At 29.6% G+C, this 21,338-nt stretch carries 18 protein-coding genes; 4 read left to right on the top strand and 14 right to left on the bottom strand.

The genetic code is table 11. The features are described from left to right. On the top strand, positions 1 to 1,314 hold the full coding sequence (locus CW731_RS15340; RefSeq protein WP_100947549.1) for a serine hydrolase: 1,314 nt from the start codon (positions 1 to 3) through the stop codon (positions 1,312 to 1,314). Here the strand turns inward: CW731_RS15340 and CW731_RS15335 are convergent. Both CW731_RS15335 and CW731_RS15330 read right to left on the bottom strand, forming a co-directional pair. Next, on the bottom strand, positions 1,311 to 4,133 hold the full coding sequence (locus CW731_RS15335; RefSeq protein ID WP_100947548.1) for an Npt1/Npt2 family nucleotide transporter: 2,823 nt from the start codon (positions 4,131 to 4,133) through the stop codon (positions 1,311 to 1,313). The genes CW731_RS15340 and CW731_RS15335 overlap by 4 nt on opposite strands. 20 nt (positions 4,134 to 4,153) lie before the next feature. Beyond that, positions 4,154 to 5,065, bottom strand: coding sequence for a serine hydrolase (locus tag CW731_RS15330; RefSeq protein ID WP_100947547.1), 912 nt, complete (start codon positions 5,063 to 5,065; stop codon positions 4,154 to 4,156). A 435-nt stretch (positions 5,066 to 5,500) separates the two neighbouring features. On the opposite strand from CW731_RS15330, the gene CW731_RS15325 reads away from it, so the two are divergent. Beyond that, positions 5,501 to 6,418 carry a hypothetical protein gene (locus CW731_RS15325; RefSeq protein WP_100947546.1) on the top strand — a complete coding sequence of 306 codons (918 nt, stop codon included), beginning with the start codon at positions 5,501 to 5,503 and terminating at the stop codon, positions 6,416 to 6,418. Positions 6,419 to 6,565: 147 nt separating this feature from the next. Here the strand turns inward: CW731_RS15325 and CW731_RS15320 are convergent, their stop codons facing one another. The 5 genes from CW731_RS15320 to CW731_RS15630 form a co-directional block, all read right to left on the bottom strand. After that, positions 6,566 to 6,793, bottom strand: a complete 228-nt coding sequence (locus CW731_RS15320) for a hypothetical protein (protein ID WP_100947545.1) — start codon at positions 6,791 to 6,793, stop codon at positions 6,566 to 6,568. Positions 6,794 to 6,857: 64 nt separating this feature from the next. Beyond that, positions 6,858 to 7,919: a type I restriction endonuclease gene (locus tag CW731_RS15315; protein WP_100947544.1), complete on the bottom strand. Its 1,062-nt coding sequence runs from the start codon at positions 7,917 to 7,919 to the stop codon at positions 6,858 to 6,860. A gap of 554 nt (positions 7,920 to 8,473) precedes the next feature. Further along, positions 8,474 to 9,142, bottom strand: coding sequence for a response regulator (locus tag CW731_RS15305; RefSeq protein ID WP_100947542.1), 669 nt, complete (start codon positions 9,140 to 9,142; stop codon positions 8,474 to 8,476). Between the two features lie 3 nt (positions 9,143 to 9,145). Continuing rightward, on the bottom strand, positions 9,146 to 10,777 hold the full coding sequence (locus tag CW731_RS15300) for a tetratricopeptide repeat-containing sensor histidine kinase (protein WP_157812243.1): 1,632 nt from the start codon (positions 10,775 to 10,777) through the stop codon (positions 9,146 to 9,148). Positions 10,778 to 11,096: 319 nt separating this feature from the next. Beyond that, positions 11,097 to 11,270, bottom strand: coding sequence for a hypothetical protein (locus CW731_RS15630; RefSeq protein ID WP_157812242.1), 174 nt, complete (start codon positions 11,268 to 11,270; stop codon positions 11,097 to 11,099). Between the two features lie 346 nt (positions 11,271 to 11,616). On the opposite strand from CW731_RS15630, the gene CW731_RS15295 reads away from it, so the two are divergent. Further along, entirely contained in the window at positions 11,617 to 12,375 is a 759-nt protein-coding gene (locus CW731_RS15295) for a hypothetical protein (protein WP_157812241.1), read from the top strand. Between the two features lie 69 nt (positions 12,376 to 12,444). Here CW731_RS15295 and CW731_RS15290 read toward each other — a convergent pair whose 3' ends face one another. The 5 genes from CW731_RS15290 to CW731_RS15270 form a co-directional block, all read right to left on the bottom strand. Continuing rightward, positions 12,445 to 12,873 carry a hypothetical protein gene (locus tag CW731_RS15290; protein WP_100947539.1) on the bottom strand — a complete coding sequence of 143 codons (429 nt, stop codon included), beginning with the start codon at positions 12,871 to 12,873 and terminating at the stop codon, positions 12,445 to 12,447. 318 nt (positions 12,874 to 13,191) lie between these two features. After that, positions 13,192 to 14,883: an energy-dependent translational throttle protein EttA gene (gene ettA, locus CW731_RS15285; RefSeq protein WP_100947538.1), complete on the bottom strand. Its 1,692-nt coding sequence runs from the start codon at positions 14,881 to 14,883 to the stop codon at positions 13,192 to 13,194. 70 nt (positions 14,884 to 14,953) lie between these two features. After that, complete coding sequence (locus CW731_RS15715; RefSeq protein ID WP_198519833.1) at positions 14,954 to 15,130, bottom strand: CAL67264 family membrane protein; 177 nt, start codon at positions 15,128 to 15,130, stop codon at positions 14,954 to 14,956. A gap of 119 nt (positions 15,131 to 15,249) precedes the next feature. After that, on the bottom strand, positions 15,250 to 15,798 hold the full coding sequence (locus CW731_RS15275; RefSeq protein WP_100947536.1) for a hypothetical protein: 549 nt from the start codon (positions 15,796 to 15,798) through the stop codon (positions 15,250 to 15,252). A 35-nt stretch (positions 15,799 to 15,833) separates the two neighbouring features. After that, on the bottom strand, positions 15,834 to 17,861 hold the full coding sequence (locus CW731_RS15270; protein WP_368356667.1) for an FAD-dependent oxidoreductase: 2,028 nt from the start codon (positions 17,859 to 17,861) through the stop codon (positions 15,834 to 15,836). Positions 17,862 to 18,114: 253 nt separating this feature from the next. Here CW731_RS15270 and CW731_RS15265 point away from each other — a divergent pair, with 253 nt between their 5' ends. Then, a complete protein-coding gene (locus CW731_RS15265; protein ID WP_100947535.1) occupies positions 18,115 to 19,497 on the top strand; it encodes an NAD-dependent succinate-semialdehyde dehydrogenase in 1,383 nt (460 codons plus the stop codon). 65 nt (positions 19,498 to 19,562) lie between these two features. On the opposite strand, the gene CW731_RS15260 is transcribed toward CW731_RS15265, so the two are convergent. Both CW731_RS15260 and CW731_RS15255 read right to left on the bottom strand, forming a co-directional pair. After that, positions 19,563 to 20,273: a pirin family protein gene (locus CW731_RS15260; RefSeq protein WP_100947534.1), complete on the bottom strand. Its 711-nt coding sequence runs from the start codon at positions 20,271 to 20,273 to the stop codon at positions 19,563 to 19,565. A gap of 109 nt (positions 20,274 to 20,382) precedes the next feature. After that, complete coding sequence (locus CW731_RS15255) at positions 20,383 to 21,252, bottom strand: pirin family protein (protein WP_100947533.1); 870 nt, start codon at positions 21,250 to 21,252, stop codon at positions 20,383 to 20,385. Between the last annotated feature and the right edge of the window lie 86 nt (positions 21,253 to 21,338).

Below are 21,338 nucleotides of genomic sequence, written 5' to 3'. Positions count from 1 at the left end.
ATGAAAGGTAAATATATAGTATTAGCCGTTTTAATTGTTGCCTCCCTTGGTTTCATTAAGTATCCTATAGATGGTTATGAAGCTACCGGAATTGCAAGATTGTATCAACTTAGAAAGTTTCAATTAGATAGTGTAAAATACAATAGAATTCCTGCGGGAGCCTATAAAAAATTAGCAGATATTAAACTAAACCTCTCGAATAGGAATAAAGACAGTATTCAAGATTTATTAGTTTCTGATACAGATTTCGAAAGTAAATTAAAACGAATAATTCCGGCTGGTGCCTATTCTATGTCTGTGATGGATATGAGCAACCCTGATAAATTAAGATATGCAGCACACAGAGAAAATATTGGTTATCAACCAGGAAGCGTTGGTAAAATCGCCGTTCTTTTAGCTGTATTCGATCAACTGCAAAAACTATGTCCAGATTCTTGGGAAGACAGAGCTGGTTATTTAAAAAACATCAAAGTAACTTCTAGGTATTGGGGAACAGGAGATCATCATACAATACCTGTTTATGATATTGAAAAAGATAGATTAACAAAGAGAAAAGTGGTTGCTAGTGACGAGTTTTCTTTATATGAATGGTTAGATCACATGGTTTCTGTAAGTAATAATGGTGCTGCAAGTATTATGTATAGAGAAGCGATGTTAATGGCTGCCTTCGGACAAGATTACTTCTTTTTAGATGCAGAAAAAGCAGAGAAATATTTTATAGATACTCCTAGAGATTCTCTTACAAACTTAGCAAATACGGTAGTTAACGCACCTTTGAGAAAATTAGGTATTGGAGAAGATGAATGGAAATTAGGCGGAATGTTTACAAGACCTGCTGGCAAATATGTTGGTAGAAAAGGAGGGAGCATTGGTACGCCAAAAGGTTTAATGAAGTTTTTAGTGCAATTAGAACAAGGAAAAGTTGTAGACAAAGCATCTAGTTTAGAGATGAAAAGATTGCTATATTTAACAGATAGAAGAATTAGATATGCCAGATCACCAAGATTAGATAGTGCCGCTGTTTATTTTAAATCTGGTAGTTATTATAAATGTGATCGAGCAAAAAACCCTGACTGTAAAAGCTATGCAGGTAACGTTTTTAACTACATGAATTCTGTTATTATTGTAGAGCACCCTAATGGTTTAAAATACATTGTTTGTCTAATGTCTAACGTTTTAAATAAAAATTCTGCTGGCGCTCACATGTATATGGCTAGTAAAATTGATGATATTATTGATGAAGCAAATGTTTCTAAAAAATCGATAATTAAAGAAGAAGAATATAAGAGCGATAACGATGAAAGTGATAATTAATTATTATTAGAAATAGATAAATGATATGTTTTTGTAGCTAATTCTTTCACTTCTTTATTTTTAAATTTATTTAACGGTAGCAATACCGATATTAATCTCTTGTTATTAGATGCTTGAATGTATTTAATAACAAGAGATTTTAATTTTACATTCCCTAAGGTTACTATTCTATTTAAAAACTTTTTTTCTCTAATAATTTTTAAATTTATGATAGAAGACTTATAATGGTTGTCATCCACCACATAATATTCTATAATTGGCAATACCATTGTTTTTATTTTACGCTGTAAGATATTATCTAGAAATTCTAATGAATTTATTTTAGCTTCCTTAATTTCACTCTGTATACCAACATACGTCATTTTTATATCCTCTTCATTATAAACCAAACTTAAGAGGTTGAAAATACATTTTATGTTCGCATCTAATAAAATTTCTAACTCAGAAATAATGTTTTTTCTAGCCTCATAAACTTCTTGATTTTTTTCTTTTACCTCATCAACTAAGTCAATATTAATTAAATATTCTATAGAAGCTATAATTTCTAAAGTATTTTTATAATAACTACTTTCCCTTAAAATCTGATTTTTAATAACTCTAGCGCTAACAGATAAATTGGTGTTCTTCTTTAGTATTTTAGTTAAAGAATTAGAGGCAGCTAATCGTGTAATCGCATTTTTATTTCTTAAAAGGCGTAATAAAACTCTTACTGCTTTTTCATTTTTAAAAGACTCTACAATTTTCGGAATGTATTTTTTAGTAGAAGGTTTTAGTGTCCCGTTTTTATCCAATTTAAAGATAAAATCAATAATTTTTGGACCATAATTGCTCAGCGCTCTTATCGCTCTTTTTCTATGTTTTTTTTCTGATAATGAATCTAATAAATCCTTAATAAAAACCTCATCAGAAGTAATACCTGCAGAAATTGTTGCAAATTTTGCTATATAAGCGTTATCGTCTTTAAGGTATTTACTAATTAAATGATAGTTACTAGTCATTCTAGCATATGCAATACTCATCAACAAACCTGCTAAAACTTCTTTTCTATCAGACAATTCACCCGTATTTAACGCAACAACCTTCTCCTCTAGCCTAGTAACAACCTCATAGTTAACACCTAACTTGGCGTTATTAAAACTTTGTTTCGCCAAAGATAATAAGGCTCCGTTTGCTATGTATTCATTTTCATGATTTAGATATTTATTAAAAAAAGATTCGTCTGAAATTGGTGAATGTGCCAAAAGATAATCTAAAGCCATGTATGCTAAAAGATCATCTTTTTCATTCACTAAACTTTCTACCTTGTCTAAGATATCAATTCCTTCAAAAGAATCTAAATATTCGATAGCTCTTGCATTAATTTTTTTTGAAGGATGCTCTAAAAGTTTAATTACAGAAGTGTTAAAAGAAGTTTGTTTGTAATCTTTTAACCTTTCTAACGCATTTAAAATAGACTCTTCATCACCATTTAAAAAGATGTTTTTTATATCGATAATGGTATTTTCGCTCTTCTTATTTTTATTAAATTCTAACGAGAGTGTTTTTTGAATATTCTCTTTAAAAGATGAAAAATAAGCCTCTCTTAAACGATAGATAAATAGAATCCAAACAAAAGTGAAAAGTAAAATAATTACGGTTATATAAGAGGTATCTAAATCTAATCTCTTAATTAAAAATATTAATAAAAAACCTGCAAAACCTGTTGCTAAACTATCTATAACAACATCTATATAAGATTTTGCTTGATTTTTAACTTGAATAGGAATCGGCATTATAGATAACTCTATTGCTGCCTTATTTACAGATTGTTTTGCGCTGCCATCAATAGCTTTAATAATTATTAAAACCCATAACTCTGGGAAGGTTAAAAACAACAAACTACCAAATGCAATTGCTAACGGAAGTATTAGTAAAGTAGAAGAAACACCTAATCTTGTTAGAACTTTATTGGTAAGAAATAACTGAATAACTAATGCAACAACATTAAATGTTGAAAACCAAAAACCAAAAAAAGCTGCTAAATCATCTGAATCTGGCATTGCTTTTTGAGCAAAATCGCTAAATTGAAAATCTACTAACTTTGCTACAATAACTCCTATTCCTGTTATTAGAGCAATGTAAGTTAAGTGTTTCGATTTTGAAATTAGACGTAAAGAAGAACTTTCTAAATTTTCTTCGTTTGCAATTACTTGTTTCCTTTTAAAAGAATTTAAAAACTTAATTTTTGAATTATATATTTTTTTTAAAATAGGAATACAAATTAAAATTAATAAAGCTGCGAGAAAAACAGCAAATTCGTTACCAAAATTAGTCGCTATTATACTTGTTAGATAACCTCCAAAAATACCACCTGCAATACCACCTGCTCCAATAAAGCCAAAATTTCTTTTTGCTTCTCTTGCATTAAAAACCATATTGGCAAACAACCAGAATTGTGATGTTGCCACTACAGCAAACAGAGAAATAAAAACATAATAAAAATAGAGAATCCAATTGCTTAGAAGAGCGTATTTAATAACCAAACTTAGTACTATAAAAGACAAACTAAAAGTAACCAAAGAGATAACTGTTACTTTAACTAGAGAAAAAATTCTAATTGCTTTATTATAAAAATAAGAAGTTAAAACCGCTACACTGGCTACCAATAGATAACCAAATGGTAAATTATCTGCCCCTAGTTTAGAAACAAAAAGGGCATTTACAGTTGGTTTTACAATTAGTAAAACGGTAATAATTATAAAAATATATAAGAGCATTAAAAAAGAGATGCGTATTTCATCATCTCTTAATCCAAAAGTTTTAGTTATAATCTTTCTCACAATCTAATTCATAAAATAGACTATAAAGAACGTCCTTTTTTCAATACCTTTTCTAACGGTTTAACCAAATTTCTTATAATTTGTTCACCATAATCATTATCAATTAATGCAACAATTATATACTTTCTTTCTGGGCCCCAAACCAAAGCTGAATCTGAGTGGTAATTTCTCCAAGAACCAGATTTTCTGTAAATAGTTGCTTTGGGTGCCACTTTGTCTAAAGTATTTACAAATTTGTGATGTAATTTAGGATCTTTCATAATCTCTAACATTTCTTTAGAGCTTGCTGTATTAATTAAATTCCCTAAAGCTAATTGATAATAAAAACTACATACCTGCCTAGTTGTGGCTGCATGACTTAAACCTTTAAGCGGGTCTGGATTTCTTTTGCCTTGAGCAGCATATCTTTTACCAACCCAAAGACCACCACCAACTTCCTCGTCATATAATTTATTCTTTGGAGCTCTTAAAACATCTTCAATTTTTTTATAACCAAGTCTATCAATCATTCTTGTAGATGCCTGATTATTAGATTTGCTAATCATTAATCGTAAATCTTTTTTAATTTCATCTGTATACTCCATTTCGCCTTTATCTATAGCATCCATAGCTGCTAAAAGAATCGCTATTTTTGGTAAACTGGCAGCATACATCATAAAATTGTCATTCATACCTGCATACTTAAACTTAGTAGCATCACTTAAATCGACTATACCAATAGACATCTGCTTACCTGCAACTAAACGCTTCCATTTTTTATTCGAATTTATTTCTTTTACTAGTATTGCTTTTAAGGCAGAATCTTCGATCTCTGCAATTTGGTCTATTTCTTCTACGTGACTTATCGGCAATGTGTTTTGGCCATAAGTAATTGAAGAAAATATCAATAGTGTTACTGCTAATAAATGTTTCTTAATTTTTTTAAAATACATATTTATTTATTTTTATTAATAACCTTATAAATAGTGCAATAGTTGTACCAGCCCGTATCAAAAGAAGTTAATGTTATCTAAAAATAATACTTTTATAAACGTTCATTTCTGTCTCTTATAGAAAATCTAAAAAGCTACCATCTAGTGCTTTTAATAATATAAGAAAAAATAGTTAAAGATTATCTAACGTTCTGCAAATTTATTTAATATATATTTTATTTTAAGAGTAGTGCAACACTTCTTAGCGTCAAGTTCTTAATATTTATCACACGAACACAAATAATTTAATATCAACACATTAATCATATGTTTTACAGTAAAAGCAAAGTATTATAAATGCATCTATCTTTTTTTGGCACGTTCTTTGAAAATGTTAAATCGAATGCGGACGCCGAAAAGCTATTAGAGTAGGCAAAACCCTTAAAACCATATATTATGAAAAAAGGCTTACTTATATTATTAGGAATGTTCATGATGGTTTCTACTGTTGAAGCCAAAAACGGCAATTATTTAACAAACAATATTAGGGTTGATTACTCTTATGAGAATTCTGTTAACTTTATAGAAAGAGGTGTCGAATTCTTTATTTTTACGAATGGAGATTTTGATTTTAATTCAAATTACAATGACACCTATTACGATTATAATGGTTTACGTACTAGAAGAAGCGGTATAACTATAGATAGAGATTATAGAGGTAGAATAAGACGTGTAGGGGATGTATTTATTAATTATGATTACAGAGGCAATGTTTCTAGAGTTGGAAATGTTTTTATGAAATACTATAGAAATAGACTTACCAATGTTGGCCACTTAAATGTTCAATATAATAGATTCGGAAATCCTGTTTTCTACGGAAATGTAAAAGATAATTTTTATTATGATAACGGAATAAGAATTAATCTAAATTTAGGAAATATATGGAACTATAATGATGCTTATTTTTATAAAAGTGATTTTAGAAGAAATTACACAAAGTTTAGAGAAGACAATAGATACTTTTATTACAAGTCTAATAGAAATGCTAAAATCGGAAAAAGAAGTGCCATTTTAAAAAGAAGAAAACCAGTTGCTTCTAATAGAAGTAATAATGCATATAAAAAACGTACTAATATTTCTTATCGTAAATCTAATACTAAAAGAAAAACAAATACCAGAACAAATAGGAGTTCAGAAATTCAAAGAAGAAATACTCGTTCAGGTTCTAGAAGAAAAATAGAGGAAATTAAAAAACCTCTTCCTAGAAATAGTTCAAAAGTAAACTCTAGAACGAAAAAAGAAAACACCAGAAAAGCTAAAGCTAGAAGAAAGACAAATGATAATAAAAAAATATCTACCAGAAGAAGAGATTAAAAACAGGTATGTATACCTATACACAAAACTCTAATTTGATATACTCGTGCAGTAACAATAGTTTGAATTTATTGTTGCTTAACCAAGAACTAGTTGTGATAGAAAAAGTAGAAGTTAAAAGTCCTGTTTTTTAAAAAATGGGACTTTTTATTGTCTTTTTATTTTTTCTAATTTACACTTCGTTCTGCCAACATTTAGTGCTTTTATCTTAGTAATTTTTTTAATTTTAGATCTACACCTCTTAATTCCTTTACAATCTTTTTTTAAGTGATACTTTTTACTTGATTTACTCGTACAAATAAAAACTTCTTTTTCCCTGGTTTGAAAAGCTGTTGAAAAAGCAAAAATTATTATAACTAAAAATATTTTTTTCATACTTACTTTATTTGCTTTCAAATATAAAATTTCCTGAGGTTTCTAAAAACTCTAATTAAATAATTTAATTAGAATCTGTAATATAGAAGCTTACCATATTTAGTAATTCTTGTTCATATTTATAAATGTCATCTATACTCTCAATAGAAATCTTAATTTCCTTTTTATTTTCATCAAAAATACCTAAATATTTATTAACCGTATTTAGATGAAGTCTACACAAAGGTTTCCTATTATTATCATCTAAAAGCACACCAAAATAAGATTGTGTATCTCTGTGCGTTATTCTATTGACATCTAATTTTCGCCTTAAGATAGCAACGATTATTCTAAAACCCTCTAACTCTTCTTCTGTAGTAATAATCTTATTCTCTTCTGGCTTTACTTCAATAATTTCTTGTTGTTGTTTTTCTGATTCTTTATTTAAAGCAGCACTCAACCGATCGTTTACTTTTTCGCTAATTGTTTGATTTAAAGCTTTGTGAACTAAACCAATAAAATCGTCCATAACTTTTTCTGTTAACCTACCAGAATAAACTTTATTGGCAAATAGCTTAGAAAATTCAAAAGAAGGATTATTTAGTTCTTCAGAAATACATTTCTTAATTTCTTTGGTGTATTTTAAAGAGCTTGCATTGTTTACAATTGTATTAACATCGAAATTAGATTTATGAAACTTTAAGAGCTCATAAACTTCATTCTCTTTAATTTTTGTAATATCAAACTCTAAAAATGGTTTTTCATCCATTTTATTAGCCTGTTCTAAATCTGTATAGAAACGATATTGAATTCCGTTTGTTAATAGAGAAAAACGGGTTTTTGTTACATGAAAATATCTAAATAATTGAGAATTATGATTATCTAAAGTTTCTTTCCAATTTTTACATTCTATAATTAAAATAGGAACGTCATTCTGAAAAATTGCATAATCTACTTTTTCTCCTTTTTTTAGACCTAAGTCTGCTGTAAATTCTGGTACAACCTCAGTAGGGTTAAAGGAATCATAACCCAATGCATGAATAAGAGGTAATACAAATGCATGTTTTGTAGATTCTTCCGTTTCAATTTTATCTTTTAATAAAGATATTTTGTCTGCAATTGCTTTTATTTTATTTTGAAATTCCATAATTCTTTACAAAGGCTTAAATTAATACTTAAACAAAAGTAAACACTCTGAAAAACAAAACCTTACGGGTTTCCGTAAGGTTTTAAGTTAGTACTTCTTCTTTTCTTGCTTTTACTTAATAATTTCTAATATTTAAAACTAATGCCTTTTAATCAACTAAGAAATTATGTATTTCAATAATATCACCCCTTCCTATCTGAACTAGGTTTTTCGTTTTTTTAAGATAAATACCTAGTGATTTTTCATTATATAATATTTTCATTATATCTGAATAATCTGTCACGACATAATATCTCCCTTTAGCTTATAAAATGGTAAAACGAGTTTACCTCTTACCTTAACTCCCTTATTAACAACTTTACCTTCTATAAGAGTATTCCTTATAATTGCATTATCCTTTTCACTAGATGCTACTTTAATATAAGAAGTCATCATGCTAATCCATTCATTTTCATCAACTAAATGCCATATAAATCTGCTAAAATCTAAGTCCATATAATTAAAAAAGACTACGGAAACCCGTAATCTAAATAAACTATAGCAAAAAATTGTTCTTAAATCAATCCGAAATCTTTGGCTATAGCGACTAAATGTGCCGGATTATTCGCATTAAAATGTTCTTTTAAAAACTTTAACCTTTTTTCGATTGCACTAGTGCTAGAAGGTGAAATTTCTTTTTCTTTTAATTTTTTACTGATGTCTTCTTGTAATAGTCCTTTAGAAAGGTATTCAATTAACAAAATATCATACGCTGTAATTTCAATTGCTTTTTTAGGGTGAATTGCTTCTTTTAAGTCTTCAGAAATATAGAAATCTCCTTCAGAGAAAACATGCTGTATTGCCTTTTTTAATTCTTTTTGTCCGTTTCTGTTTTTCCAGACATAAGCATTAATTTTTAGGTTTTTATGTAAATTCTGAATTCTAAATGGTTTGTCTTCTACAGAAAAAACAATAATCTTTAATTTAGGAAATACATGTCTAACCTTTTCTATTAAAGCATCACCAGAAGTAATTTCTTGCTGCGTATGGTCTTCTAAAAAAGACAAATCTGAAATTAGTAAGTCATACGGTTTGCCTTCTAATGCTCCCTTTTTCAGTTTTAATAAAGCCTCATCGCAATAAGAAACATGGGAAATTTCAGAAACCTTCATTTCTTCTAAAGCAGTTTTTAGTCCACTATTAATAATATCAAAATCTTCAGCTATTAAAACTTTTTGAAACATATACTATTTTTTAAAACAAATGGTTGTTTTAAAACCATTATTACCTTGTTCATCAAAATTAAGAGTTCCTTTGATTGTTTTTATACGGGTTTCCATATTTTTGAGTCCATTTTTAAAAATAATTTTATTTCCTTCAAACCCTACTCCATTGTCTGAATACTTTATTTCTAAAACATTATTTATTTTTTTACAAGATAAAACCACCAAACTTGCTTTACTGTGCTTCTTCATATTCACTAACAGCTCATTAAAAACCCTATAAAATACAATTTGTTTTTCTTCACTTAAAGAATTTAATGATAAAACAGAAAGGTCTTTTAATATAATTTTACAGCTATCTGTGTTGTAACTCGCTAGTAAATTTCTAAAATAATCTTCGAACTTCGTACCTGTTTCAACGGAATCATGCTCATGAGAAATCGAACGTGTTTGCATGTATATTTTATCTAAATCTTTTACAATCTCTTCAATTTTTAAATTAGGATTCTGAATCTTTGTAAGTGTATTAAAAAGACCATTCCCCAACTCATCATGTAATTTTTTTGCTATTCTTGTTTCAGTATTATAGCTTTCTTGTAGAATTCTTTTTTTATGCTGTTGCTTTCTTCTATATAATAAGAATAATAAGCTAGAGGTTATTATAATCCCTAAAATTAGAACATTCTTCTTTTGGTTGTTCTCTTGTTCTGCAATTAATTCATTTTCTGTTGCCAAAGTTTTAAATTTTAACTTTTGCTTTTCTTCTTCTTCAAAATTGTATTTAATTTTTGCAAACTTGTGTTGTATCTTCGTATTAGCCTCTTTTAAACTATCTTTTAAATGTATACTTTTCTTGTAATACTTAATAGAGTTTTGTGGTGTTAAAAGTGTTACAATTTGATTTATTGCTTCTAATTGACCTGTAACATTTTTTAGCTCTTTAGATATTCTATATTTTTTTTTAGCATAAATTAAAGATTTTTTTTGATTCGCTTTCCTATAATAATCAGATAAATGAGAATAACTTGCAATCAATCCTTTTTTATCATTTTTATTATTTCTAACTGATTCTGCAAACAAAAATTCTTTTAAAACATTTTCTTTTGAATTATTTAACCATTTAATATGCGCTAAATTATCAATAACTCTTGCCTTTGTTTTAAGATTTTTTATTGAATCTTTTAATAAGTTTTCTAAAATTAAAATGGCTTTTGAATACTCTTTAAGTTCTTTATAAACGTTAGCAATATTACTTTTATAAATATTTTTTGATGTTTTTATTTTTGAAATAGCAATCGCTTTTTTATAATAAGAAATTGCATCATCATATAAAAACTGTTTTTTTGAATTGATTGCTAAACAATTATAAGCAGAAGCCAAAATCTTATTTTTTTTTCTACCGATGTATTTTAATGATGCTACTATAGTTGAATCGCTTGTCGCATAACTTCCAAAATCTGATTCTAAAATAGCTAAATTTACTAAATTCTTAATAATATTAATACTATCCTGGTCTTTTAAGAATAGTTTATTAGAATTAAAGTAATAATAGTAAGCACTGTCTTTTTGATTGATTTTATTAAAATAATTCCCAAGTTTAAAAAACACTTTCGCTTGTAAACTTTCTTTCTCAAGAACATTTGGCAAATTCAGCATTTTTTTTGAATATAGAATTGCACTATCTATTTTACCCTCTCTACTGTATAAAAAACTCAGATTATTAAAAATTGTATATTTATCTACACTATTTGAACTCGCTTCAGTTAACAATTTTTTTGAAATATCAAGTCTTTTTTTGTGAGCTAATTTTTTATAATTGTCACCCTTATAAAACAATTGGATCTTAGATTCTCCACTTATTATAGCTTCTTTGATTACTTTTTTATCACACTGTAAATAGAATATTAATATAAAAAAGAGGAATGTAACTTTTACTTGTTTCATTCCTCGAAAATACTATAAATATTTAAATAGACTATCCTCCATTAGCTGGATCTTCTTCTTCAATTGGGTCTTGCCCATCTTCACCCTCTGTTGCTAAAGTTTCTATTTTTACAGGTTCATTTTCTAGACTTTCTTCTAATTCTGTACAAGAGGTAAAAACGCTGTTTGCAAGTAATATTGCGAATATTAAAAATACTTTTTTCATAATTTATCTTTTAAAAATTAAACAATAGTGTTGCTCTCCGAATTTTAGAATTCAGTTTTTTTTACTGTTCACAACACATAAAATTTTAAAAGAGTCGCGCGCCTCTTTCGCGGGAAGTTGTCGTAAGAAATAGTGTTATTGTTTTGTTTTCCCAATCAAAAAAACACTGCTATTTCTTACTGTTTGTTAGAAGTATTTCTCTTTATTTTTTTAGAGAATTAATTCTAATGCAAATATCGGAAGTGGTTAAGACCTAACAATAGTCAAGATATAGACAGTTTATGGTCAGTTCTAATTTGTCTAATTTTAGACAGTTTTGGTTACAGTCTGTCTAAAATGTCTACTTTTGGACAACCAAACAACAGCTATGATTAAAGCACTCGTAACAGATTTTTTTAATGAGATTGAAAAAAAAGAACTAAAGAAGAATAAAAATGCACAAGCCATATTTTGGGTGGAAGAACTACAAGAGGTTACGTCTATTGATAAAAATTACATCAGTGTAAAGAAAGCAACCCGCTTGTACAATAAATATGTTGAAGAAAAAGAAAATGTAATTGTTAAAGAACCTAATAAGTATCTTTTAGACTTTATGTCTCTGTACTTGGGCTATAATAGTTATGAGAAATATAAGTCTAGTAAGACATTAAATAAAGAAATTTTTAAACCCGAAAAAAAAGCTATCTATAAAAAAATAGAGGTAGAAAAAACATCTTTAAGAAAATATAAAAATTACATTATTGGTGTTTTGGTTTTACTTATTTTTCCTGTATTCTTTTTTATAAATAAATACACGAATTCTAATACTGAAACGTGTATTATTTGGACAGAAAATCATTTTGAAAAAAGTTCATGTGCATCCAAAACTGCAATAGACAATTCCATTTTTAATATTGATATTGAAAATTTTGAAAAAATAGAAGTTACAGAAGATACACCGTTTTTTATAGATGGAAATCCAAAGGTTTGGTATGGCAAATCTGCTACAGGTAAAATAGAGTTTTTTTCAAACAGAGGAATTCATCCGGCTACCTTAAAAGAACTAGCACCAATTACAGAGTACATGCTTAAAAAATATGTCTACAGCGAAGGTTTTTTAAATTAAGAAAGTTGTGCTATCATAAAAAAACCTTCAAAAAATGAAGGTTTTTTTATGTTATGAAGACCTAAAGGACTATTCTCCTGAAGTCTCAAATAATTGTAAAGAACTAGTATTTTTAATTGTAACCTCTTCAGAAAAATCTCCATGAATTAATAAGTTGTTTTCATGACGTTGTACCAACTCCTTCATTTTTTTTCTATTTAAAAGAAGTATTGTTGCCTTTCCTGAATGGTCATTCTTCTCTAGAATGTTTTCACCGTTAAACTCAACAATCCAATTACTTTCATGAATATTTTCTGTATAATCAAATTCAATTTTCGGCATTTTATAGAAGTTAGTATCTTGAATATATCCTAAAGCCACTTTAACCCTTAAGTTTCCTCCTTCTACTTTATATGCTTCTTTTAAACCAGCTTCTTTTAATGTAAACTTACTAAAAGTCGGTTTGTCTATTGTAATTTTTAATTGTCCTTCTGTTAAACTTACCTTTAAATTATCCATTAAATATTATTTTAAAATGTTAATATATCTCTATTTTAAAACAAAAGTATAAAATGAATGTTTTTGATTTTATGATATAAATCATATTACAAAAACATTAACTTAAAGAATTTCAAATCCTTTTTAAATGCAATATTTGTTTTGTGTTCGGCATTAGATTTTTTCTCAAATCAAGTATAAATTCATCCAATAACATCAAAAAAAATTAGACCTAATTACAGCATATATCTCCAGAGGAAATGTTGCCGAAACTATTCTAAACAAAAAAAAGCAGTTAATAAAATTAACTGCTTTTTTGTAAAATATAATTTCGAAATATTATCGAACTAATTTTCTATATTTAATTCGTTTTGGCATTAAATCTCCACCTAAACGACTCTTTTTATTTTCTTCATACTCAGAGAAACCACCTTCAAAGAAATACACTTCACTATTCCCTTCAAAAGCTAAAATGTGCGTACAAACTCTATCTAAAAACCATCTATCGTGACTAATTACAACCGCACAACCAGCAAAGTTATCTAAACCTTCTTCTAATGCTCTTAATGTATTTACATCCAAGTCATTTGTTGGCTCATCTAATAACAATACGTTTCCTTCCTCCTTTAAAGTCATTGCTAAATGCAAACGGTTACGCTCTCCACCAGAAAGTGTATTTACTTTCTTGTTTTGCTCACTACCAGAAAAATTAAAACGACTTAAATAAGCACGAGAATTTACTTGCTTACCTCCCATCATTACTAAATCTTGTCCATCAGAAAAGTTTTCCCAAATTGTTTTCTCTGGATCAATATCTGAATGCGCTTGATCTACATAAGCTATTTTAGCAGTTTCACCTACATTAAAACTTCCTGCATCAGGAGTTTCTTCTCCCATAATCATTTTAAAAATAGTGGTTTTACCAGCTCCATTGGGACCAATAATTCCAACAATTCCCGCTTGCGGAAGATTAAACTCTAAATTATCATATAATAATTTTTCTCCAAATGCTTTAGAAACACCGGTTGCTTCAATCACATTTGTACCTAAACGTGGTCCATTAGGAATGTATATTTCTAATTTTTCGTCAGTTTGTTTCTGGTCTTGACTCATTAATTTGTCATAATTCTTCAAACGTGCTTTTTGCTTTGTTTGACGTCCTTTTGCTCCTTGACGAACCCAATCTAATTCTCTTTCTAATGTTTTTTGGTGTTTAGAAGCAGTTTTACTTTCTTGCGCCATTCTTTTAGATTTCTGATCTAACCAAGCAGCATAGTTTCCTTTCCAAGGAATCCCTTCACCTCTGTCTAATTCAAGAATCCAACCAGCAACATTATCTAAAAAGTATCTATCATGCGTTACTGCAATAACAGTTCCCTTGTATTGTGCTAAATGGTGCTCTAACCAATGTACAGATTCTGCATCTAAGTGATTGGTAGGTTCATCTAATAATAAGATTTCTGGTTCTTGTAATAACAATCTACAAAGTGCAACTCTACGTTTCTCTCCACCAGAAAGTATTCCAATTTTTTTATCAGAATCTGGTGTTCTTAAGGCATCCATTGCAATTTCTAATTTGGTATCTAATTCCCACGCGTTAGCAGCATCAATTTTATCTTGCAATACTGCTTGTTGTGCCATTAGTTTATCCATCTTATCTGCATCAGAATAGACTTCTTCCAAACCAAACATATCGTTTATTTTATTGTACTCCTCTAAAATTGCAACTGTTTCTGCAACTCCTTCTTTTACAACTTCTAAAACTGTTTTTTCTGGATCTAATTGTGGTTCTTGTTCTAAATACCCAACCTTATAACCTGGTGCAAAAGTAACTTCACCTTGAAAATTCTTTTCTACACCTGCAATAATTTTTAGTAAAGTTGATTTTCCTGATCCATTTAAACCAAGAATACCAATTTTTGCTCCGTAATAGAAGCTTAAATAAATATCTTTTAAAACTTGTTTCCCTGTTGATTTATAAGTTTTAGACAACTTATTCATCGAAAAGATTACTTTCTTATCGTCACTCATTTTATATATTATTTTGAAAATTTATTATTGATAATAACTGAAATTATAAATCGTAAACTACAAACTAGCTTTAGACTCTCCCTTTAAGAGCGTTAAAAACCCAAGCGATTGCAAAGAAACCAAGTCCTACAGCTGCAAACCCCCATCCTGCAACTTCATTATATCTAAAAGCACCTAATGCAATTAAACCTAAGCCTACTAGTATCATTATAAGTGTTGCCCAAGCAAGCACTGTATTCTTATTCATTCCCATAATTAGTAAATAGTTAGTTTGGGCACAAATATCGGTATTTTATTTTTGTTTCTTAAACTAGTGGAAAAGTATAATTTTTTAAAATATAGAAATCTATATAAAAAAGAGAAATATTAGTATCTTCTACCTCCCATACCTTGTCTATTCCTTCTTCTATTCATACTTTGTGGTGGCGCACTATTGTTTCTAGGTTGCTCAGGAATTAGTTTTCTTTTTTCTCCTCTTTGATATTTCAACCACTTTTTAAATTGTCTTTTAGATAAAAAACTTTTTAAATCGTCATTTAAGCCTTTTTCATGAACTGCTATACTATCTCTAATTGGTGAAATAGTCGTTTCTATTTTTTTTCTAACTTTTTCGGCTAAATCTCTATTAGAATACAATTGCTTCCCTAATGTATTTATAGTCAATTCTAACTCTTGAAGTTTTGGAGAATTTAAGAATGATATTTTTTTAATTTTATCATTGTAAACTCGAAGTACTTTTATCGTTTTATTTTTAGTAATATCTTCCTTTACCTTTATTTCTTTAGGCACTTCAGATAAATTATAATAAAAAATGTTCGCCTGGTTTCTAGCATTATATTTCGGAAATTCTGGAGCTTCTTGCCCAAAAGATAAATAACTTATAAATAATACTAGTATAATTAATATTTTTTTCATTTTTTTTTGTTTGAAAAACAAAAGTATAAAAAGAATTACAATTTAGCAGCCAATCTACTTCCCTGATTTATGGCTCTTTTTGCATCTAATTCACTTGCAAAATCTGCACCTCCAATAACATGTACATTTTTACCGGCATCTACTAAAGGCTGATACAGTTCTTTAAAAGGCGTTTGACCTGCACAAATAACAATATTATCTACTTTTAAAACTTTTTCTTCTTCATGTTGAAGATAATGCAAGCCTTCATCATCTATTTTTGTATAAGAAACTTCACCTATAAACTGAACTTTCTTTTTCTTTAAAGTAGATCTATGAATCCAACCTGTCGTTTTTCCTAAATTCCCACCAAACTTACCTTTACTCCTTTTAAACATAAAAACTTCTCTTGGAGATGGATGAAATTCTGGTTTCACGTCTTCAATACCTGCTCTAGCTTCTAACGTTTTATCTATTCCCCATTCTTTTAACCAAGCATCTATATTTAATGAAGTCGATTCCCCTTCGTGCGTTAAGTACTCTGAAACGTCAAAACCAATTCCTCCTGCGCCAATTACTGCTACACGTTTTCCAACTGGTTTTTTAAATTTTAAAACATCTATATAACTCAATACTTTTGGGTTATCGATACCTTCTATCTTTAATTCTCTTGGTTTAATTCCTGTTGCTATAACAATCTCATCGAAATCAGATTTTAATAAATCTTCTGTAGAAACTTTAGTATTTAGTTCTACAGTTACATTATGAATCTCAATTTGCTTGTTAAAGTAACGCAGCGTTTCATAAAACTCTTCTTTTCCTGGAATTTGTTTTGCAATATTAAATTGACCACCGGTTTCATTATTTGCGTCAAATAAAGTAACATTATGCCCTCTTTTTGCTGCAACAGTAGCTGCTGCTAAACCTGCAGGTCCTGCACCAATTACAGCAATTTTCTTTTTATTTTCTGTTTGATTGTAAACCAATTCTGTTTCATGACAAGCCCTTGGATTTACCAAACAACTCGCTACTTTCTGCTCAAAAACATGATCTAAGCATGCTTGGTTACAGCCAATACATGTATTAATTTCATCTGCTCTTTCTTCTGCTGCTTTGTTTACCCATTCTGGATCTGCCAAAAAAGGACGCGCCATAGACACCATATCTGCATCTCCTTCTGCTAATATTTTTTCAGCAGTTTCTGGCATATTTATTCTGTTAGAAGTTATCAAAGGAATCGATAATTCTTCTTTCATTTTTTTAGTAACCCACGTAAATGCTGCTCTAGGAACTGATGTAGAAATGGTAGGAATTCTTGCTTCATGCCAACCTATACCAGTATTAATAATTGTTGCTCCGGCTTTTTCAATTTCTTTTCCAAGCTGAACAACCTCTTCCCAAGAACTTCCATTTTCTACCAAATCTAACATAGAAAGTCTGTAAATTATAATAAACTCCTTACCAACAGCTTCTCGAGTTTGTTTTACCAACTCAATTGGCAGACGCATTCTATTTTCATAATCTCCTCCCCAAGTATCTGTTCTTTTATTGGTTCTTTTTACAATAAATTGATTGATTAAATAGCCTTCTGAGCCCATAATTTCTACACCATCATAACCTGCAATTTTTGCTAATTTCGCGGAATTTACAAAATCTTTAATGGTTCTTTTAATTCCAGATTCTGCTAACTTAAATGGTTTAAAAGGTGTTATTGGAGATTTAATTTTTGATGGTGCCACGTTAAATGGATGATATCCATAACGCCCAGAATGTAAAATTTGCATGCAGATTTTACCACCTTCTTTATGCACCGCTGCTGTTATCTGTTGATGCTGTTTTGCATGCTTCTTCGTAGACATTCTTGCTGCAAAAGGACCTGTCCAACCTTGTATGTTTGGTGCAATTCCTCCCGTTACTATTAATCCAACGCCTCCTTTTGCCCTTTCTGCATAATACGCTGCTATTCTTTCTAATCCGTTTTTTTCTTCCTCTAAACCTGTATGCATAGAACCCATAAGAATTCTATTTTTTAAAGTTGTGAATCCTAAATCTAATGGTTCAAAAATGTGCTTGTATTTCATAATATTGGAATTAAATTTACTATGCATGCATAATACTTTGCAAGATATGTTTATTTTTTGAACTTAAAAAGTAAAAGAGCTAAATACAAAAGCAAATGAACTAATAGAAACTTTATTTTCCTTTTAGATTTGTTGAAGATTGTGTAACAGTAAAAGCCAATGCTACCAATAAAATTTAAAGACATCTCAAAAGGTCACTTTTACAAGCAATTTGAATCAGTAGAAATAAATTAGAACCTATAAAAAACAACTCATGATGAGCAAAGAACATATTACTACAATAAACCCAGCAACAGAAGAAAAAATAAACGATTTCACTTATTTATCTGATAAGGAATTAGAAAAAAACATAGACAATTGTCAAGATGAGTTTCTAGATTGGAAGTTAACTTCTTTTGAAAAACGTGCTGAAATTTTGGTTTCAATTGGCAAAAAATTAGAGGAAAATAAAACCGAATTGGCAAAATTGATGACTCAAGAAATGGGAAAACTTTTAAGTCAAAGCGAACAAGAAGTAGACTTATGTATCGGAATTTGCAACTATACAGCTAAAAATGGTGCAAAAAATCTGCAAAATGAAGAACGCACTTTAAGCAATGGAAACAAAGGGACTGTTGCTTATTCTCCTATTGGTATTGTATACGGAATTCAGCCTTGGAATTATCCTTCTTATCAAGTGATGCGATATGCAATTGTAAACTTAATGGCTGGAAACGGAGTTTTACTAAAACATGCTTCAAACGTAACCGGAACAGGCCAATTGTTAGAAAAAATATTTGTTACTGCTGGTTTACCAAAAGGTTTGTTTAAAGCATTAATTATTTCTCATGACCAATCGGATACCATCATCAAAAACAAAAACGTTAGAGGTGTAACGTTAACAGGTAGTTCGGATGCTGGAAGAAACATTGGAAAAAAAGCAACTGCCGAACTTAAAAAAGTAGTTTTAGAGTTAGGTAGTAATGATGCGTACATCGTGCTTGAAGATGCAGATATAGAAAATGCAATTAAAGAATGCGTAAAAGGTAGAATCTATAACAATGGAGAAACCTGTATTGCTGCAAAAAGATTTGTGGTTGTAGATAAAGTGTACGATGCTTTTAAGGAAGGTTTTGTAAAAGCCATGGAAGCAGTAAAAGTCGGTGATCCATTGAAAGATACTTCTGATATGGGACCAATTGCAAGAAAAGATTTAAGAGAAACTTTACACAAACAAGTGGAGGAAAGTGTTAAAAATGGTGCTGAAATTTTATGTGGTGGAAAAATGCCAGATGGAAAAGGATATTATTATCCTGTGACCGTTTTAGGGAATGTAAAACCTGGGCAACCTGCATATGATGACGAATTATTCGGACCGGTTGCATCTCTTATAAAAGCAAAAGATGAGAAAGATGCGATGAGAATTGCCAATGATAGTAAATTTGGTTTAGGTGGCGGAATTTTTTCTAAGGATATTGAAAAAGCTAAAAAATTAGCTCAAGATCATTTTGATACGGGAATGGTCTTTATAAATACCTTTGGAATTGCAGATCCTACAATGCCTTTTGGTGGTGTAAAAGATTCTGGTTTTGGAAGAGAACATGGTGGTTTCGGAATTAAAGAATTTGTAAATATAAAATCGATTGTTATCGGTTCTTAAAAAATCTAATTTTATATAAAACAAAACCCTATTCCTTTATTTTGGAATAGGGTTTTTATTTGCTTTTAAAAGTTCATTGGCACATCAATAACCAATAATTTACTTGCTTTATTTGCTTTGACAGTAACTTTTTTCACTTCTGAAATCCCTATCGCATCTCTACTTTCTAGTAGCTCATTTTCTATAGAAACTTCGCCATCGATTAAGAAAAAATAGGCGCCGTTTTTCAATTCATATTCGGTTTCTAAACCTTCATCTAAATCGATCATCGATAAATACCCTTGCTGATTGATTGGCAAAGAACCAGCGACTTGCTTGTCTTTTGGTGACACTAAAACTTGAAATTTATTTTTCCTTTCTACCTCATCAAACATTTTTTGATTGTAATACGGAGTTACATTTTGTATTTCTGGAAGAATCCAAAGTTGTAAAAAATTAACAGCGTCTGTTTTACTGTCGTTAAATTCTGAATGCGTTACACCAGTTCCTGCACTCATTACTTGTACTTCTCCTACTTCTATTGAACGTTTATTCCCCATATTGTCTTTGTGAGATAATGCTCCGGAAATTGGAATAGAAATAATTTCCATATTTTTATGAGGATGTGTACCAAAACCCATTTTGGGCTGCACAACATCATCGTTTAAAACACGTAACATTCCAAAATTCATTCTTTCTGAATTCTGATAATTTGCAAAACTAAAGGTATGATGAGATGTTAACCAACCATGATTTGCTGTTCCTCTTATTGCTGATTTATGTATTATTTTTTTCATTTTGATTTTTCTTTTGCGTTAGCGATTGAGGCATTTGTTGAAGCTCATTTTCTTTTTCAGAAAATAGCGACTGCCGAAAGCGCGACCCTTTTCGGGGAACGCCCAAATATTAATATAAGTGCCCCATTTTTCCTTGGTTATAATCGCGCATTGCTTCTAAAATTTCTGTTTGCGTATTCATCACATAAGGACCGTATTGGGTCACTTTTTCTTTGATGGGTTCTCCTGATAAAATTAATAAAGTACTTGCCTTTTTTGCTTCAAACTTAATGCTGTTTCCATCTTGATTGAATGTAACCATTTGATTTTCTCCTTTCTTTAAAACTTCTAAATCGTTTACTAAAACTTCTCCATCTAATAAATAAATTAAGGATTGATGGTTTTCTGGAATGTCGATTGCTAGCTTTCCTCCTACTAGAGTATTTGCTGTAAAAACGTTTACTTCCGTTTGTGCTTTTATCAATCCAAATTCATTTTGTTGCGTTCCGGCAATAATATTTAGTTGCACTTTTTTATCTTTAGAAGTAATAAAAGGAATTTGTTCTTTTTCTAAATGTTGATAATTGGGCGTTATCATTTTATTTTTTGCAGGAAGATTTAACCACAATTGAATTCCTTCTAAATCGCCTCCTTTTTTCACAAACGCTTTGGTTGGTGCTTCTGCGTGAATAATTCCTCGTCCAGCGGTTGTCCATTGTACGCCACCAGCTTTTACAACCATTTCGTTACCTAATGAATCTCTGTGCAATTGCTCTCCTTTAAAAAGTAACGTTATTGGCTCGAAGCCTCTGTGCGGATGTGGGCCTAAATCGAACGGGTTGTTAAATTCTGAAATTGCATAAGGGCCATAATGATGTAGTAACAAAAACGGATCTACATTTTCTATTCCTTCTGTTGGTAATGGTTGACGCAATTTTATTGCGCCCATATTTACCAACGGACTTGTAACTTTATATTGAATTGATTTCTGTTTTTTCATGATTTTTCTTTTAAGTTGTTCTTGATACTGTTTCTATAAAAAAGCGGAATCACTCGAACGAATCTCTTACATTTATATGTGTTTTT

The organism is Polaribacter sp. ALD11, from assembly GCF_002831685.1.
Taxonomy (GTDB): domain Bacteria; phylum Bacteroidota; class Bacteroidia; order Flavobacteriales; family Flavobacteriaceae; genus Polaribacter.
This window is presented reverse-complemented; position numbering and strand designations above follow the sequence as displayed.

What these genes read in the sequence shown, in the direction of transcription:
- CW731_RS15715 (WP_198519833.1), bottom strand. Translation starts at nt 15,130, where the DNA reads ATGAATAAGAATACAGTGCTTGCTTGGGCAACACTTATAATGATACTA.
- CW731_RS15305 (WP_100947542.1), bottom strand. Translation starts at nt 9,142, where the DNA reads ATGTTTCAAAAAGTTTTAATAGCTGAAGATTTTGATATTATTAATAGT.
- ettA (WP_100947538.1), bottom strand. Translation starts at nt 14,883, where the DNA reads ATGAGTGACGATAAGAAAGTAATCTTTTCGATGAATAAGTTGTCTAAA.
- CW731_RS15315 (WP_100947544.1), bottom strand. Translation starts at nt 7,919, where the DNA reads ATGGAATTTCAAAATAAAATAAAAGCAATTGCAGACAAAATATCTTTA.
- CW731_RS15330 (WP_100947547.1), bottom strand. Translation starts at nt 5,065, where the DNA reads ATGTATTTTAAAAAAATTAAGAAACATTTATTAGCAGTAACACTATTG.
- CW731_RS15325 (WP_100947546.1), top strand. Translation starts at nt 5,501, where the DNA reads ATGAAAAAAGGCTTACTTATATTATTAGGAATGTTCATGATGGTTTCT.
- CW731_RS15275 (WP_100947536.1), bottom strand. Translation starts at nt 15,798, where the DNA reads ATGAAAAAAATATTAATTATACTAGTATTATTTATAAGTTATTTATCT.
- CW731_RS15260 (WP_100947534.1), bottom strand. Translation starts at nt 20,273, where the DNA reads ATGAAAAAAATAATACATAAATCAGCAATAAGAGGAACAGCAAATCAT.
- CW731_RS15290 (WP_100947539.1), bottom strand. Translation starts at nt 12,873, where the DNA reads ATGGATAATTTAAAGGTAAGTTTAACAGAAGGACAATTAAAAATTACA.
- CW731_RS15320 (WP_100947545.1), bottom strand. Translation starts at nt 6,793, where the DNA reads ATGAAAAAAATATTTTTAGTTATAATAATTTTTGCTTTTTCAACAGCT.
- CW731_RS15265 (WP_100947535.1), top strand. Translation starts at nt 18,115, where the DNA reads ATGAGCAAAGAACATATTACTACAATAAACCCAGCAACAGAAGAAAAA.
- CW731_RS15630 (WP_157812242.1), bottom strand. Translation starts at nt 11,270, where the DNA reads ATGAAAAAAGTATTTTTAATATTCGCAATATTACTTGCAAACAGCGTT.
- CW731_RS15300 (WP_157812243.1), bottom strand. Translation starts at nt 10,777, where the DNA reads ATGCTGAATTTGCCAAATGTTCTTGAGAAAGAAAGTTTACAAGCGAAA.
- CW731_RS15340 (WP_100947549.1), top strand. Translation starts at nt 1, where the DNA reads ATGAAAGGTAAATATATAGTATTAGCCGTTTTAATTGTTGCCTCCCTT.
- CW731_RS15255 (WP_100947533.1), bottom strand. Translation starts at nt 21,252, where the DNA reads ATGAAAAAACAGAAATCAATTCAATATAAAGTTACAAGTCCGTTGGTA.